A 15,735-nucleotide genomic window follows, 5' to 3' on the forward strand; every position below is an offset into this window, starting at 1 on the left:
ATAAACAAAATAAACATAAGTAACCCTCTAGTTTACCATAAATAAAGCGTTTGCAAAGAATAATTTACCATTATCCCAGAAACCTCTGAATAAAGGGTTGTCTGCTAGATATATGATTTTACCTCCTCCAATATTCTCAGTTCCAAAAATTAAAGATCCCTTTTGCTTTTGCAATGTTTTACTACCGGCAAATCCTGAAACTACAGTATTGTCGTCCAATGTAACTACATTTGCTCCGTTTTTAAGGAAATCATATGAGCTGGTTCCGAGTTTAAGAGTAAAATAATCTTTCGAATATCCAAAACCTAAAGGATGTGTATTATCGACATCAGTTTTAAAGATAGCACCTGTAATTAAACTTTTAATTTGCTCTCTCTCCGTCTCTGCATAAACACGTTTTTTAGTCTCAGTTTTTGTGGTGTCTTTTTTCTTTTTATTCGCTTTGGGCGTTAAACCAAAACTTTTGCTATTTGCAAAAACCTGATTAGCATAACCAATAGAAATTACTTTTCCTCCTTGGCGAATCCAGTTTTTTAAGGTTTTTAGCTTTTCAGAATTTAGAATATTGGAATAACTTCCATTTGGTAAAATTAGAATGTTAAATTTTGAAAGTAAGCTTGAAGATAAATCACTAGTTTTAATAGCGCTATATGTATAGTTCAAATCTTGTTCTAAAAAATAACGAACCTCACCATAACTTAAGGTAGAAATACCTTTTCCTCCTAAAACAGCGATTTTTTTATTCTTTATTTCTGTTACACTATAGGACCCTAAGTCTGGTCCTTTTGTAGATAATCCCGTAGTTATATGATTATTTGTTTTATTATGCTTTTTACTTAATTCATATATAAGTTTATCAAAATTTGAAATATGCTTATTATCTCTTTTAGTTACAATTAAAGAACCTGGTTGTAACTTTTGACTACTATTTTCAATTGTTTTAGAAGTTGTTCTTACACGTATTTTATTTTGTAGTAAATCAGCCAGAAGTGCTGCATCCGTAATATGATTCCAATCAAAAACGTATGCATAAACGTTGCTTTTTAAACTCGCTTCTTTAAAGTTAACCTTATCAGTTCTTGAACTAATGTCTTTTTTTGTAGCTACAGCATCCAATCCATATGCATATGGCAAAGACCAAGAAGTAATGTCATAAGTTAAAGAGTCTTTAATAACTGTTTTAGGTTCGAATAAAACTTCAACAAGTTTACCTTTTGGTTGATTGGTTGAAATACTCAGGTTGTTTTTAGAAATTGAAAGTTTACCGGTAGCGTTTTTTCTATAAACAAATCCTTGTACTTCTTTATTAGAGGTTGAACTGTATTTAATTTCATGGAGCTTTAAAAGTTTTTTTAAAGCGTTCAGCTTATCAGAATCTCCTTGTAAAACGTACGATTTGTATTTGAAACTTCTATTGTTGAAATACTTTTTAAATTCTGAATTAAGTTTTGTTGTGTTTTTTGAAGCGACTTCAACAGTTGATAATCCAGTAGTTGTATGATGTGTTAATCGATCTTTTAACGTTAATACTTCTCCTTCTTTTGTTTTAATTCCTAAACCGGCTTTTCCGTGTCCGGCTTGTTCATATGTCATTCCAATAGCGCCATTAAAAGTTGGGTACGTGTCACCATAACTCGGATACAGTAAATCGAAACTTTCTTTTGTAAAATATAACCATCCATTTTCATCGAAATATCGAGCGTGGTTTTTACCTATTTCATTTTGAAAATTTCTTTGGAAATCAGTAATTATTTCATGGAAAGGCTCTGCAGCAGGAGCAAAATAATACGGATTATTATAATATTGTTCATGAAAGTCAACATGAATATGAGGCATCCATTTGTTGTAAAGTTTAAGACGTTGTTGCGATTCTATTTGAGTTGCCCAAGCCCAGTCTCTGTTTAAGTCAAACAAATAATGGTTTGGTCTACCTTGTATCCAAGGTTCGTTATGTTCTATTGCTAAAGGATTTGTATTGATTTTAGTATTCGAAACCTGGTTAAACCAATTTACATAACGATCACGTCCATCAGGATTTATACATGGATCTATAATTACAATTACATTTTCTAGCCATGTTTGTTTTTCAGTGAGTAATTTATAAGCTGTAAGCATTGAAGCCTCTGTTGATGAAGCTTCATTTCCGTGAACATTATAACTAAGCCAAACAATTGCCTTGTCCTTTAAAGCTTCTGTTTTTTCAAGATTGGCATTAGTAAGATGTTTTTTTCTAATTCCATCAATGTTATTTATATTGTTTTTGTTGGAAATATATGCGACTTGTAGCTTTCTTCTTTCGTAGGTTTCTCCGTATTTTTCAAGAGTAATTTGTTCAGAATTCTCGGCTAAATGTTTAAAATAATCAACAACTTGATGATGTCTTGTAAATTGAGATCCTAAAGGGTATCCTAAAAACTCCGAAGGAGATTGAATATTTTGAGAAAAAAGATTAAAACAGCTTACTACTAATGTAGCTACAATTATTTGAAATCGCATGAAACTTAAATTTGATTGAGTATCAAATGTAAGCAATTAATTTGAGCTAAAACTTTTCAAAAACACCTAATCCAAAAAGTGCAAAATCGTATTTTACTGGGTCGTTTTTGTCGAATTCTCGCAGTATTAAGTCTAATTCTTTAATAGCTTTCCAATCGTTTTGTTTTCTTTTAAGAATACCAAGCTTTCTTGCTATATTTCCTGTGTGAACATCTAAAGGACAATGAAGGTAAGCTGGATTATGCGTTTTCCATAGCCCAAAATCGACTCCTTTTTTTGAATCTCTAACCATCCAACGCAAAAACATATTAATTCTTTTTGCTGCAGACCCTTTTATTGGGTCAGAAATATGCTTTTGAGTTCTCGGTAAATGAGGAATTTCAAAGAAAATTTGTTTGAAATTATGAATCGCAAACTGATAATTATCTGATTCCGTATTAAGTAAAACGGATTCTAAGCCACTATGATTCTTATAGATATTTTGTAAGGATTTAATGAAAAATTTGAAATCATCTGCGTTAAAGGTACGATGAACAAATCCTTCGAAATTCGCTAAATCATCTTCTGTATGATTCATAACAAAATCGAATGGTGAATTACCCATTAAATCCATCATTCGAGTCGCATTATTGATAATCATTTTGCGATTTCCCCAAGCTATAATTGCAGATAAAAAAGCTGCAATTTCAACATCTTCTTTTCTAGTAAATTGATGAGGAATTTGAATTGGATCACTTTCTATGAAATTAATGTTTTCATACAAAGCGGCTTTCTCGTCCAGAAATTCTTTTAGTTCGTTTTTCTTCACTTTTTAAAATAAATCACTTCCGAAGCTAATTAAAATGAAGAAAGCATTATACGTAGCATGTAAAAGAATGCTCCAAGCTAAACCAAATTTAACTCTAATGAAACCTAAATATCCTCCTAGAATAGTTTGAGGAAGAACTAAAATAGGAGATAAAAGAAGTGCGTTAGTAGTTAGTTCAAAATTCAAGATATGAATAAACCCAAATAGGATTGTAAAAATAAAAAATGAATTTTTGAAGTATTTTGGATTATAAAAAAGGGTCAAAGGACCTCTAAAAATAATCTCTTCGATTATAGGAGCTACAATAATTCCAATCATAATGAACAAGCCAGGGTTGTTCTTCATCAATATTTCAGATGAATGTTGACTAGCATCTATTAGACCGGTATTTTCTATTAAACTTAGTAAAGGGATAATAGCGAAAGATGTAACTATACAGATTAGGAATAAGTAAAGAAACTTCTTCATTCTGTATTTCCCATCTGTATTTTCATCTTTTGCTAATACAGGATTTTTTAAATAGTTGATTAGCTCTATAAAAGTTTCTTTCATAAAAAATATTTGAATATAAGTAGTCGAAATAGGTAAAATGTTACAAAGAACAATTAGTATTTAGCTGCACCGACATTTTTTGCTGTTCTAATAATAAACTCTCGAAGATCATTATTAGCTTTTTCTAAATCTTCTTTTCTCAAATACATCATGTGTCCGCTTCGATACCCTTTAAAACTCATACGGTTTTTTAATTTACCACTAGGGTCAATTTTACCCATTGTATATTTTGCCGCACTATAAGTTGTAGCACCATCATAGTAACCCGATTGTACTAAAACGTTTAAATATGGGTTTTGCGCCATGGCTTTACGTAAATTTTCTCTTGAGTTATCATTTGAAAAATCCCATGGATGTACCGGTCCAAACATGTTGTATTTTACATCAGTTTTAAATTGAAGTACATTTTGCGTGTAATAATTTATAGCGGGAGTAAAGGAATGTAACCAAGAAACTAGTTCAGGACTATAATCTGGACTAGAACCTGTTTCTCTTCTGTCTAAACCTAAATATCGACTGTCTAATCTACCAATAGTTTTTCCTTGAGTATCGCGAAGCAGTTCCTTCCAAAAGTAGGCTTTTGGTAATTCCAGATTATGCTTTAAAATTACTTCTTTTTTAATCCCTGAATAGTATGCCATTTTAGTGGCAATTTCATTCCTTTCAGCGGAATCAATATATCCTCCTTTCGCCAAAGCTGGTAATAGTTCATTAATAGCGAACTTCTCTGATTCAGGTAAAATTTCTAACAAATCTTTTTGCTGTAATGCATTAGGAAGCTGTTTATGGTACCAAGCAGCAGCAGTATAGTAAGGAAAGTTGATTGCATAATCTTCAGATGCTCCTGTTCTGATTAATTTATAATCTGCAGGAGAAACCATAATCACGCCATTTAAATACATCCACTGTTTACTTTGCAATTCATAAGCTAATTGCATTACTCTTGTACCTCCATAACTTTCTCCAATAATGTATTTAGGAGCTTTCCATTTATTATTTCTTGTAATAAAAGTATTTAACCAATCTGCTAAATATTTAGCATCAGCGTTCACTCCGAAGAAATATTTTTTATCCACTTTTTCACCTTTTTCAACAACCGGTCTTGAATATCCAGTATTTACAGGATTGATAAAAACGATATCGGCAACATCTAATACAGAATACGGGTTGTCTTTTATTCCGTAAGGTTGAATTGGGTTTCCTTCATTATCTATTTCTAAAGTTTTTGGTCCTGTATAAGCAATATGCATCCATACAGATGCTGAACCTGGTCCGCCGTTAAAAGACATTATTATAGGCCTTTGCTCTTTTTTAGGTACATCGGTTCTATGATAATAAGTATAAAATAAGGTAGCTTTAATTTTTCCATGAGCATCAAAAACAGGTTGAGTACCAGATTGAGCTTTATAGGTTAGTTTTTTTCCATTTATTGTTGCGCTGTGAGAAGTTACAACAACAGTGTCGTTAGGTATTCTTTTATCTTGAGAGAAGATATTTGTTTGAAATAAAAGAACGAGAAGTAATATTAGTTTTTTCATTTTGTAGATGGTTTTAGTCTATTCTCATAAATCCTATCAGTATAGCTATTAAGAACAAAGTTATTACAAAAAAAATAACACTTGTAAATGCTTTGATTAATGCGTCCCATTTGTTTTTTGATTCGTAAAAAACTCTGTAGATAAATAACATTAAAAAAACATAAATAAAAGGGTTAAAGATTATTGGAAATCTAAAAATTATAAAGGATGCTAAACCAATAATTAGAGTAACTTGTCCTAAAATGAAAGAATTTATAGTAATATGCTCGGCAAAGTTAAATCGTTTAAAGATTAACTTTGTAATAAATGAAAGTGGAATTACAGTAAATACCCAAAAGAATTTGAAATAATTATAAATGAAGGCCCCTCCAGTAGCTCCAATTTTGTAAGATAACGTATCCTTTACTAGATTTACATTCTCCTCAGAAACTAAATCTCTTGATTTAAACAACGACTCAACTATTAAATAAAGTGTTACCGCTATTATTAAAAATGAAATCGGATTAAAAATCCCTTTTCTTTTACCTTTTAAATATTTTTCAATTGTGATTTTGGGTTTCAGGGTTAAGTTCTTCAGGTTATAAAGAAACCCTTTGTCCATATTGGTAATTGTGGAAAAAGTACTTTCAACTGTTGAGCCAACTGTGATTTTAGGTGTTCCTGCTTTTTCACCACAATTTGGGCAAAATTTTTCGTTATGTTCATGATTACACGAAATGCAAATCATTAGTGCTGTTTTTTAAATTAATTAAGTCTGAATATAGTCATCTTATTATTCAACAATAACTCCATCTTTCATTTCCAGTTTTCTATCTGCCATATCGGCTAATTCTTTATTGTGGGTAACTAGCACGAAAGTCTGTCCAAATTCATCTCTCAATTTGAAAAATAATTGATGCAAGTTCTCAGCAGAATTGGAATCCAAATTACCAGAAGGTTCATCTGCAAAAATTACTGAAGGGTTATTAATGAGTGCTCTAGCAACAGCAACTCTTTGTTGTTCTCCACCAGATAGTTCATTTGGTTTATGATGAATTCTATGCGATAAGCCAAGAAATTCTAAAAGTTCTTTTGCTCTGCCTTCGACTTCTTGTTTATTTCTTTTTGCAATAAATGCAGGAATACATACATTTTCTATTGCTGTAAACTCAGGTAATAATTGATGGAATTGAAAAATAAATCCGATATGTTGATTTCTAAAATTAGAAATCTCTTTATCCTTTAATCCTTTGATTACTGTGTTGTTTATGGAAAGTTCATAAGGAATATCATCTTCTGGTTTATCCAAAGTTCCTAGAATTTGAAGTAACGTAGTTTTACCGGCACCAGATGGCCCAACGATTGCAACTATTTCTCCTTGTTTTATGTGTAAATCTACACCTTTTAAAACTTGAACTTCTCCGTATTGTTTGTGTATATTTTTCGCAGTAATCATAGTAGAGATTATGAAGTACGAATGTAAAAAAAAGAAACCAGACAAATAGGTTTATCTGATTTCCTGAAAAAATACATTGTTTTTTAGAATAAAACGTTTTTTATGTCATTATAATCAATGAAATATACTAGGCGTAAAGAAAAAGTATGCATCATTGATTCGTCAAATAAACGATCAATATTATCGGCAAAACTTATATCTGCCGGAGCAAATGTAGCACTTGGATTAATTGAGTTTCTGTAAAATGCAATTAATTGACTTCCTGGTGCAAATTGCCAGAAATAATTTAAATCTAAATTCCAACTATTAAAATTTCTATCATAATTCCCAGTAAATGTTGTTGGAACCAACTGACCATTAGTTGTATCTAAACTTAGGAGTTGTTCTTCATAAGGAACTTTACTCCAGTTATGTCTGAATGATAATGATAAAGAAGAGTTGGTGTTAAAACTGTATTTTCCTGAAACAGTGTTTTCGTAAGTAGTTCTATCTCTTTCTCCAAAAATAATTTCACCATTATTATTATCAATATAACCTAAGTCATTATCAACTTGATTAAATCTAAAGGAATAATTTAATGAGAATTGATCGTTGAATCTGTAACGTGGACCGAATCTGAAGCCGTAAGAGTTTTTGGGAATTCCTTTAAAAAAAGTATAATACCAATTATAATCAATTGCTAACTTCTTTCTATAATCAGTCGATCCCCAATGATTAATATTCAATCTCATTGGTCTTTCAAAGAAAATACCGGAAGTACTTCCTTGCCTTGGCTCGAAGAAATCTTTCGAGGTAGTTCTAAAGTTGATATTCCCACCAAAATTAAATCGGTTTCTCGTTTCTGACCAAAATGAAAGACCTGTATTTGTTCCAGTGTATACACCTGATTTGTGTAAAAAGTTTACATTGTACCACCAGTTAATTCCAAAGTTATTAAAAATTCCAACTGGCTTTAATTGTCTATATCCAGTAAAACCGTAAATAGTTTGTTCGTTATTACTAAATAGGATTCCCATATCATTTGGATTAAAATCTTTGTTTTCAAAGTTATATCCAATTTCCCATCTCCATTTTCCTGATTGTCTTCCTATACTTGTGTCAAAACTGTAACCTGGAGTAGTTTCAGTAGGATCATCGCTAATATGTGTTGCTCTAAAACTACCATCAATATTGTAAGTACTCGATTTGTCTTCTACATGCCATAAAATTCCAGTTGCATTTGCATCTCTAAATCTCCCGTCTCTAGTAACATTAGTATTGATTAAAGTAATAGATGAATTCTGATTGAACTGCTTATCCAATACCATAATATTATAGTTGGCAAAAGGTTCTGTAGTAACTTTGTATTGATTTTTAGTAGTAACAACGTCAGCTCCAACTTGAGTTTGTTCAGTTCGCTCGACCGTTGCCTCAGTTTGTTCAGTAATCGCATTGAAAAAACCAATACCTAAACCATTTTTTGTTCTACCAGAAATTTTTATAGCATTTAACATTTGAACTTTAGTAGGATAATCAACAATTTCTTCATTTATTTTTTTACCATCAATAAAATCATCATCATTCTGTAAATTTCCACCTACATTAAATTGGTCAGAAGGAAATCCACCAATTCTTCTTGAATAGAATAATCTTCCTTTTGTAAAAAGCTCAGTTCCTTCAGTGAAGAATTGACGCTGTTCTGTAAATTGTTGTTCAAACGGACCTAAGTTTAATTGTACATCGTCAAAACCAACCTGACTAAAATCTGGAATTAAAGTAGCATCTAAAGTGAAGTTTTCGGAAAGACCATATTTTACATCCATTCCAACACTCCAATCAGCTATTGTATGATTTCCCTCTGTGGTTGTTATTACGGAAGCATAAGGATAAAGATTTAAACGAGTAGGAGGAGAGATATTTCTAAAGTTTTCTACTAAACCATCATACTGTGTCCATCTTCCGACTGCGTTATCAATTAGGTTCCAGGTATATCTGGTATTAATATTTCTTGCTTCTCGATGAAAATTCATTCCCCAAGATTGTACATCGTTGTTTGCGAAACGAAGTGCACGATATGGAATTTTCATTTCAACAGCCCAACCATAATCAGTTATTTTAAAGCCACTATCCCAAACAGCACTCCAATTATAGTCTTCATTATTTCCATTTGATACTTTTGAATCGATTTGAACACCAGAAGCAGTAACAATAAACATGACAGGATTTTGTCCATCATCAATCGGATTAATCAATACCATAAAAAAATCAGAATTACCAAAGTTATCTCGATTTGTAAATTCTGCTGGAATTTTAGAAGGATCAGGATCTAACATTTTTGCCGAAATATAAACGGCGTTGTCATCATAAACTAATTTAACCTCTGTTTTATAATCAGGCAATTCAGCAACTCCGTTATCTGGTCTGAATTGTACAAAATTATTTGCAATTGGAGCATTTTGCCATGCTTTATCATCGAGATTCCCGTCTATTTTAGGAGGTGTTGTAATTCTTGTGGCGGTAAGTCTTTTTCTATTTTGATTAACCTGGCCATTAGTGAGAAATATACTCAAAGAAGTAAATAGCAGGAATAAACGATAGTTTTTCATTTGAATTTTTAATTAGTAATCAGATAGTTTTCCATTTAACAATAGTAGACATGTTTATTCACCTACAATTGTAAATTCTTGTTAATTACAGTAAAGACCTGTTAAAATTTGAAGTGTTACATTTTTAAAGTCCAAGGTTTCTTAAAAAAGCGTTAAAAAATAGTAGATGATGATAATTTTTTAATGTAATAAAGCCTTCATAGTTTAGATTGAATTTGTATTTTTGTTCGACTTTAAAAATTCATATCGAATGAACTTACACGAATATCAAGGTAAAGAAATATTAAGTAGTTTTGGCGTTCGCACACAACGAGGTATTGTTGCTAGCACTCCAGAAGAAGCAGTTGAAGCAGCAAAAAAGTTAACTGAAGAAACAGGAACAGGTTGGCACGTAATTAAAGCTCAAATTCACGCAGGTGGTCGTGGAAAAGGAGGAGGAGTTAAGTTAGCAAAGAACTTAGACGAGGTAAAAAGCATTTCAAACGATATTATCGGAATGATGTTAATTACACCTCAAACTCCAGCCGAAGGTAAATTAGTAAACCAAGTATTAATTGCTGAAGATGTTTACTATCCTGGTGATAGCGAGCCAAATGAATTTTATATGTCGGTTTTATTAAACCGTTCTACTGGTAGAAATATGATTATGTATTCTACTGAAGGTGGTATGGATATCGAAGCTGTTGCTGAAGAAACTCCACACTTAATTTTTACAGAAGAAATCGATCCAAGTTTAGGTTTATTACCTTTCCAAGCTCGTAAGATTGCTTTTAACTTAGGTTTAAGCGGTGGTGCGATGAAGGAAATGGTAAAATTCGTTACTGCATTATATACTGCGTACGTAAAATCTGACTCAGCTTTATTTGAAATTAACCCTGTATTAAAAACATCTGATGATAAAATTTTAGCTGTTGATGCTAAAGTAACTTTAGATGATAATGCATTATATCGTCACAAAGATTATGCGGCGATGCGTGATGAGCGTGAAGAAAACCCAATTGAGGTTGAAGCAAAGGCAGCTGGATTAAACTATGTTGATTTAGATGGAAATGTTGGATGTATGGTAAACGGAGCTGGATTAGCAATGGGAACTATGGATTTAATCAAGCAAGCTGGTGGTGATCCTGCAAACTTTTTAGATGTAGGTGGAACTGCAGATGCTAAGCGTGTGGAAACAGCATTTGGAATTATTTTAAAAGATCCTAACGTAAAAGCTATCTTAGTAAACATTTTCGGGGGAATCGTTCGTTGTGATCGTGTTGCTCAGGGTGTTGTTGATGCTTACAAGAACATGGGAGACAAAATCAATGTTCCAATTATTTGTCGTTTACAAGGAACGAATGCAAAAGAAGCAAAAGAATTAATAGATAACAGTGGTATGGAAATTATTTCTGCAACAGAATTCCAAGAAGCTGCTGATAAAGTTGGTGAAGTATTAAACGCATAATACTTAGCTATGTAAATTAATTCTTAAGTTATATTGAAAGCCCTACTTTGTGAAAAGTAGGGCTTTTTGATTTATTTTATTAGGTTTTTTTATTGTTCTTTAAAATATTGATGGTTTAGTTTTAATTGTTTGATTAATAGTTTTTTAACTTAACATTACCTTGTTGTTCAGATGCATACGTAAAAGCAACATTTTAGTAACGATTGTTTAGGTTTTTGATAAGTGTTTCATAACCTGTTTGTGAGTGGTTAGAAATACATTTGTAGTGGTTTGCAAGCCAAGAAATGAACAAAATAAAATCATGAACCCTCGAAAAACAAACACAATGAAATCAATCAAATTATTTTTAGTATTCGCATTATTAATTTTTAGTACTTCTATTTCAGCAAATACAAATCCAACTGAAGACAAGTTAAAAATGACAGTTATTTCTAAAGAAATATCAAAGTTATTAGCTAATCCCAATTTCCCTGTTTTGGAAAACGCATCTGTGATTGTAAAGTTTACGGTTAATAAGAAAAATGAAATTGTTGTTTTATCTGTCGAAGCTGAGAACAACGAGAATATTATTGAGGAGTATATAAAAGAAAGATTAAACTACAGGAGATTATCTCGTAATATGACATCAAAAGTATATACTCTACCTGTAAAAATGATTTCTCTATAACTTCTAATTTAAATTAAAATTTAAAAAACTCACCAAAGTGAGTTTTTTTAGTTTGAAATATTCTTATCTATGTCTTTATTTTGTTGTTTTTATTTAATTAGTACGAGGTTTTTTATTGGTTTTATTAGAAAATAATCATTAAAACGTCGATTCTAAAACGTTTTCGATAATTTTAAGTATTAAATTATTGTTTATTAATTGTAAAATTAATGTAAATTTTTAAATGTTGATTTTGAAGTAAAATACAAGGTTTTATCAAAAAAACATCTTAAACTTTATTGGATAAAGAATTTTTGTCTGTGTTTTTTAAGAGATTCATAATTGTTGATTTTTCACGTTTTTTTATAAGCAAGAATAGCATACAACTATTGCGTTTTCGTTAGGAATGACGGGCTTTTTTGTTAATTTTTAGATAACCTACAAGTTATTAATCACTCGTAATTTTACATCGTCTTGCAAGACTATTAGGATCATTATAAACGAAAGTTGTTTAAAATAAATAGTAACATATAAACAATAAAAAAACGATCACTATGAAATCAATTAAAATTTTATTAGTAGCTGTATTAATCGTGTTCAGTAACACGGTTTCAGCAAATGAGAAGACCCCAGGAGATGATAGAGTTAAAGTTTCTGTAATATCAAAACAGATTCAGAAATTATTAGAAAATCCTAATTTTCCAGTAGAGCAGAATTTTATGGTAAAAATTAAGCTTACTGTGAATAATGAAAATGAAATAGTTGTATTATCTGTTGATACGAAAGGAGATAAAGAAACAATTGGAGCTTTTGTAAAAGCAAGATTAAACTATAAAAAGTTAGCCAATAAAACAGAAAAGAAAGTGTACATCGTACCAGTAAAGATGATTTCTTTATAAAAAGAATTAGAAAGTGTAAAACGAAAAACTCACCCAATTTGGGTGAGTTTTTTATTTGTACTGTTTTATGATTTTCTTTTATAGAAAGTTATATCCTAGTTTAAGAGAATAATTATTAAATTTAGTCTCAGAAGGTAATCCAGAGAATCTAGATAGATCTCTTGGTGTGTTATATCTAAATTCTAAGCTAAACTTATTATTAAGCTCATATCCAACACCAATAAAATAATTAGTAGTTGTATTAATGGTGATTGTCGTGCTAGGTTCATTGGCAAAACTAATTTTATCATTTAAAACCCAATCAAGGTTGAAACCACCGTTAAAAAAGATTTTGTTTTCATCATTTAAAAAGGAATAATACCTAACACCAAAAGGTAATTCTATAGAGCTATAATCAATAGAGTAAGAAAAATCACCTGCTTGTGTTATAGATTCTGTTTTATCAGAATACGATTGATAAGTTGGTTCAACAAAACCAGACCATTTGTTGTTGAAAAAAGGTAGAACATATTCTATTTCTGCTCCTATTTTATATGTTGTTTTATTTTTAAAATTAAATCGTGATAAAGTATTGAAAGGATTTTCACTATTAGAAAAACCAATACTTATTTTAGCTCTAATATTTATTTTTGCTCCCTTAGCCAATTTACTGTAGCTATAAACACTATTATCTTCACCATTACAGTTATTATATTGTTTAAAAAACTTAGTAAGAGCTATTTCTGTGTATTTACTAGCGGTTTTTAATTTAGTTTTTGGACAGCTAAATTTTTCTCTTAAGGTTTTCTGGTAATTCAGGTTCTTTCCTAAAGTACCTTTAGAAGTTTTGTATAATTTATACTCTAATGGCTTAATTTCAGAGTTTAACTCATAATAAAAATGTTGAACTCCTTTATCTACATATTTTAGTAATCTAGCTTTACCATCTACAATAACTTTTAATAACAAACTTTCCTCTTTGTAATTAGTTATTCTAGTGTTGGTTAATTCGTTCAGTTTTTTAGAATATTTATCTATTAGTACATTATGTCTTTCTAAAAGTAATTTATCTTTGATGTAAACCATCTTTAACGTGTTATTACTAATAGTATTTAATGTACTATTCTCATCGAGTTTGTAATTAATTTCTGAAGGGATGTTATACCAATCTTCATTTTTAATTAAACATTCCACTTTGTTCCCTTCAGTTGTAATGAAATACCCTTTTTCAAATTTAGTTTGTGCATAAATAGTACAAGAAGTTAATAGCACTATAAGAGCTAGTATCTTTTTCATAATTTTTAATTTTTTTTAATTCGCCGGCAAATATAGGAAAAAACTACAATTGCTTTTTAAGTAATTCGATTTCATCTCTAAATTGAGCAGCTGCCATAAAGTCCAAACTTTTCGCAGCCTCTTCCATTTGCTTACGTTTATCTCTGATACGTTTTTCAATTTCAGATTTTGGTAAGAACTCTAAATCTTGTTCAGCAGCTTTTTTGGTCGCATTATCATAATGATAGGATGCAATATTATTTTTCGCTAATGTATTATCAATCTTCTTATTAATCTGTTTCGGAGTAATATTGAATTTAGTATTATAGTTGATTTGCTTTTCTCTTCTTCTTGTTGTTTCATCAATAGTTAATTGCATGCTGTTGGTAATTTTATCGGCATACATAATCGCTTTACCATTAACATTTCTTGCAGCTCTACCTACCGTTTGAGTCAATGATCTATGTGAACGCAGGAAACCTTCTTTATCAGCATCTAAAATAGCGACTAATGAAACCTCAGGTAAATCTAGACCTTCTCTCAATAAATTCACGCCAATTAACACATCAAACAGTCCTTTTCGTAAATCTTGCATGATTTCCACTCGTTCAAGTGTGTCAACATCAGAATGAATATACCTACAACGAACTTGGATTCTTGTTAAGTATTTTGCTAACTCTTCAGCCATTCTTTTAGTAAGTGTAGTAACTAAAGTACGTTCGTCTTTTTCAACACGAATTTGGATTTCTTCAATTAAATCATCTATTTGATTTAAACTCGGACGAACCTCAATTTCAGGATCTAGTAATCCAGTTGGACGAATAACTTGTTCTACAAAAACTCCTTCTGTTTTTTGTAATTCATAATCTGCTGGAGTTGCAGAAACGTAAATTACTTGATTTTGTAAGGCTTCAAATTCTTCAAATTTTAAAGGTCGGTTATCCATAGCTGCGGGAAGTCGAAAGCCATACTCAACTAAGTTTTCTTTTCTACTTCGATCTCCTCCGTACATGGCATGAACTTGCGGAACTGTAACGTGACTTTCATCAATAACCATTAAATAATCATCAGGGAAATAATCTAACAAGCAGAACGGACGTGTTCCAGCTTCTCGACCGTCTAAGTAACGAGAGTAATTTTCAATTCCTGAACAATATCCTAATTCACGGATCATTTCAAGATCAAACTCAGTGCGTTCTTTTAATCTTTTAGACTCCAAATGTTTTCCAATTTCAGAAAAGTAATCGCATTGCTTCACTAAATCATCTTGGATTTGATGAATAGCATTTTGTAGAATATCAGGAGAAGTAACAAATAGGTTTGCAGGATAGATATTTAGTTGATCAAATTCTTCAATAATTTGATTACTCTCTAGATCAAACGATTCGATTTCTTCGATTTCATCACCAAAAAAGTGAACTTTATAACCGTTTTCCCCGTAAGATGGATAAATAGTTACAACATCTCCTTTTACTTTAAAAGTTCCACTTTTGATTTCAACTTCTGTTCTGGAATACAAACTAGTTACTAATTGATGTAAGAATTTAGTTCTAGAAATTTGTTGTCCAGTTTCAATTTGTATTACATTCTTTTTAAACTCGATTGGATTTCCAATACCATATAAACAAGAAACTGAAGCAACAACTAAAACATCTCTTCTTCCTGATAATAGGGAAGAGGAAGTACTAATTCTTAAGCGTTCAATTTCATCGTTAATAGATAAATCTTTTTCAATATAAGTTCCAGTAACGGGAATGTATGCTTCAGGTTGATAGTAATCATAATAAGAAACGAAATACTCTACCGCATTGTTTGGAAAGAATTGTTTAAACTCAGAATACAATTGAGCAGCCAACGTTTTATTATGCGCCAATACTAAAGTCGGTCGATTTACTTCTGCTACGACATTTGCTACACTAAATGTTTTACCTGAACCTGTTACACCTAATAATGTCTGATATTTTTCATTATTGACAATTCCTTCAGAAAGTTGCTGAATTGCTTGTGGTTGATCACCGGTAGGTTGAAAATCTGAAACTAATTGAAAATCCATTACACAAAAATAAGGATACTTA

12 protein-coding genes are annotated in these 15,735 nt (G+C 30.9%); 3 read left to right on the forward strand and 9 right to left on the reverse strand.

The window, feature by feature from the left end:
• Positions 1 to 27 precede the first annotated feature (27 nt).
• The 7 genes from ACOSP6_RS10365 to ACOSP6_RS10395 form a co-directional block, all read right to left on the reverse strand.
• Positions 28 to 2,496: a M14 metallopeptidase family protein gene (locus tag ACOSP6_RS10365; RefSeq protein WP_422092757.1), complete on the reverse strand. Its 2,469-nt coding sequence runs from the start codon at positions 2,494 to 2,496 to the stop codon at positions 28 to 30.
• Positions 2,497 to 2,542: 46 nt separating this feature from the next.
• Entirely contained in the window at positions 2,543 to 3,304 is a 762-nt protein-coding gene (locus tag ACOSP6_RS10370; RefSeq protein ID WP_422092756.1) for a TIGR02757 family protein, read from the reverse strand.
• 3 nt (positions 3,305 to 3,307) lie between these two features.
• The gene (locus tag ACOSP6_RS10375; RefSeq protein ID WP_422092755.1) at positions 3,308 to 3,856 is read right to left on the reverse strand and encodes a CPBP family intramembrane glutamic endopeptidase; all 549 of its coding nucleotides are present in this window, start codon (positions 3,854 to 3,856) and stop codon (positions 3,308 to 3,310) included.
• Positions 3,857 to 3,909: 53 nt separating this feature from the next.
• A complete protein-coding gene (locus ACOSP6_RS10380; RefSeq protein WP_422092754.1) occupies positions 3,910 to 5,394 on the reverse strand; it encodes a S10 family peptidase in 1,485 nt (494 codons plus the stop codon).
• Positions 5,395 to 5,407: 13 nt separating this feature from the next.
• A complete protein-coding gene (locus ACOSP6_RS10385) occupies positions 5,408 to 6,121 on the reverse strand; it encodes a DUF3667 domain-containing protein (RefSeq protein ID WP_422092753.1) in 714 nt (237 codons plus the stop codon).
• Between the two features lie 45 nt (positions 6,122 to 6,166).
• Entirely contained in the window at positions 6,167 to 6,829 is a 663-nt protein-coding gene (locus ACOSP6_RS10390) for an ABC transporter ATP-binding protein (RefSeq protein WP_422092752.1), read from the reverse strand.
• An 83-nt stretch (positions 6,830 to 6,912) separates the two neighbouring features.
• The gene (locus ACOSP6_RS10395; RefSeq protein WP_422092751.1) at positions 6,913 to 9,414 is read right to left on the reverse strand and encodes a DUF5916 domain-containing protein; all 2,502 of its coding nucleotides are present in this window, start codon (positions 9,412 to 9,414) and stop codon (positions 6,913 to 6,915) included.
• 250 nt (positions 9,415 to 9,664) lie between these two features.
• On the opposite strand from ACOSP6_RS10395, the gene sucC reads away from it, so the two are divergent.
• From sucC to ACOSP6_RS10410, 3 genes are all read left to right on the forward strand, one after another.
• Positions 9,665 to 10,861 carry an ADP-forming succinate--CoA ligase subunit beta gene (gene sucC, locus ACOSP6_RS10400; RefSeq protein ID WP_422092750.1) on the forward strand — a complete coding sequence of 399 codons (1,197 nt, stop codon included), beginning with the start codon at positions 9,665 to 9,667 and terminating at the stop codon, positions 10,859 to 10,861.
• Positions 10,862 to 11,186: 325 nt separating this feature from the next.
• Positions 11,187 to 11,528 (forward strand): hypothetical protein, encoded by a 342-nt coding sequence (locus ACOSP6_RS10405; protein ID WP_422092749.1) that lies wholly within the window; start codon positions 11,187 to 11,189, stop codon positions 11,526 to 11,528.
• A 533-nt stretch (positions 11,529 to 12,061) separates the two neighbouring features.
• Positions 12,062 to 12,406, forward strand: coding sequence for a hypothetical protein (locus ACOSP6_RS10410; protein WP_422092748.1), 345 nt, complete (start codon positions 12,062 to 12,064; stop codon positions 12,404 to 12,406).
• Between the two features lie 78 nt (positions 12,407 to 12,484).
• On the opposite strand, the gene ACOSP6_RS10415 is transcribed toward ACOSP6_RS10410, so the two are convergent.
• Both ACOSP6_RS10415 and uvrB read right to left on the reverse strand, forming a co-directional pair.
• The gene (locus ACOSP6_RS10415) at positions 12,485 to 13,681 is read right to left on the reverse strand and encodes an outer membrane beta-barrel protein (RefSeq protein WP_422092747.1); all 1,197 of its coding nucleotides are present in this window, start codon (positions 13,679 to 13,681) and stop codon (positions 12,485 to 12,487) included.
• A gap of 43 nt (positions 13,682 to 13,724) precedes the next feature.
• Positions 13,725 to 15,713 (reverse strand): excinuclease ABC subunit UvrB, encoded by a 1,989-nt coding sequence (gene uvrB, locus ACOSP6_RS10420; protein WP_422092746.1) that lies wholly within the window; start codon positions 15,711 to 15,713, stop codon positions 13,725 to 13,727.
• Between the last annotated feature and the right edge of the window lie 22 nt (positions 15,714 to 15,735).

The organism is Tenacibaculum sp. MEBiC06402 (genome assembly GCF_049239625.1).
GTDB lineage: Bacteria > Bacteroidota > Bacteroidia > Flavobacteriales > Flavobacteriaceae > Polaribacter.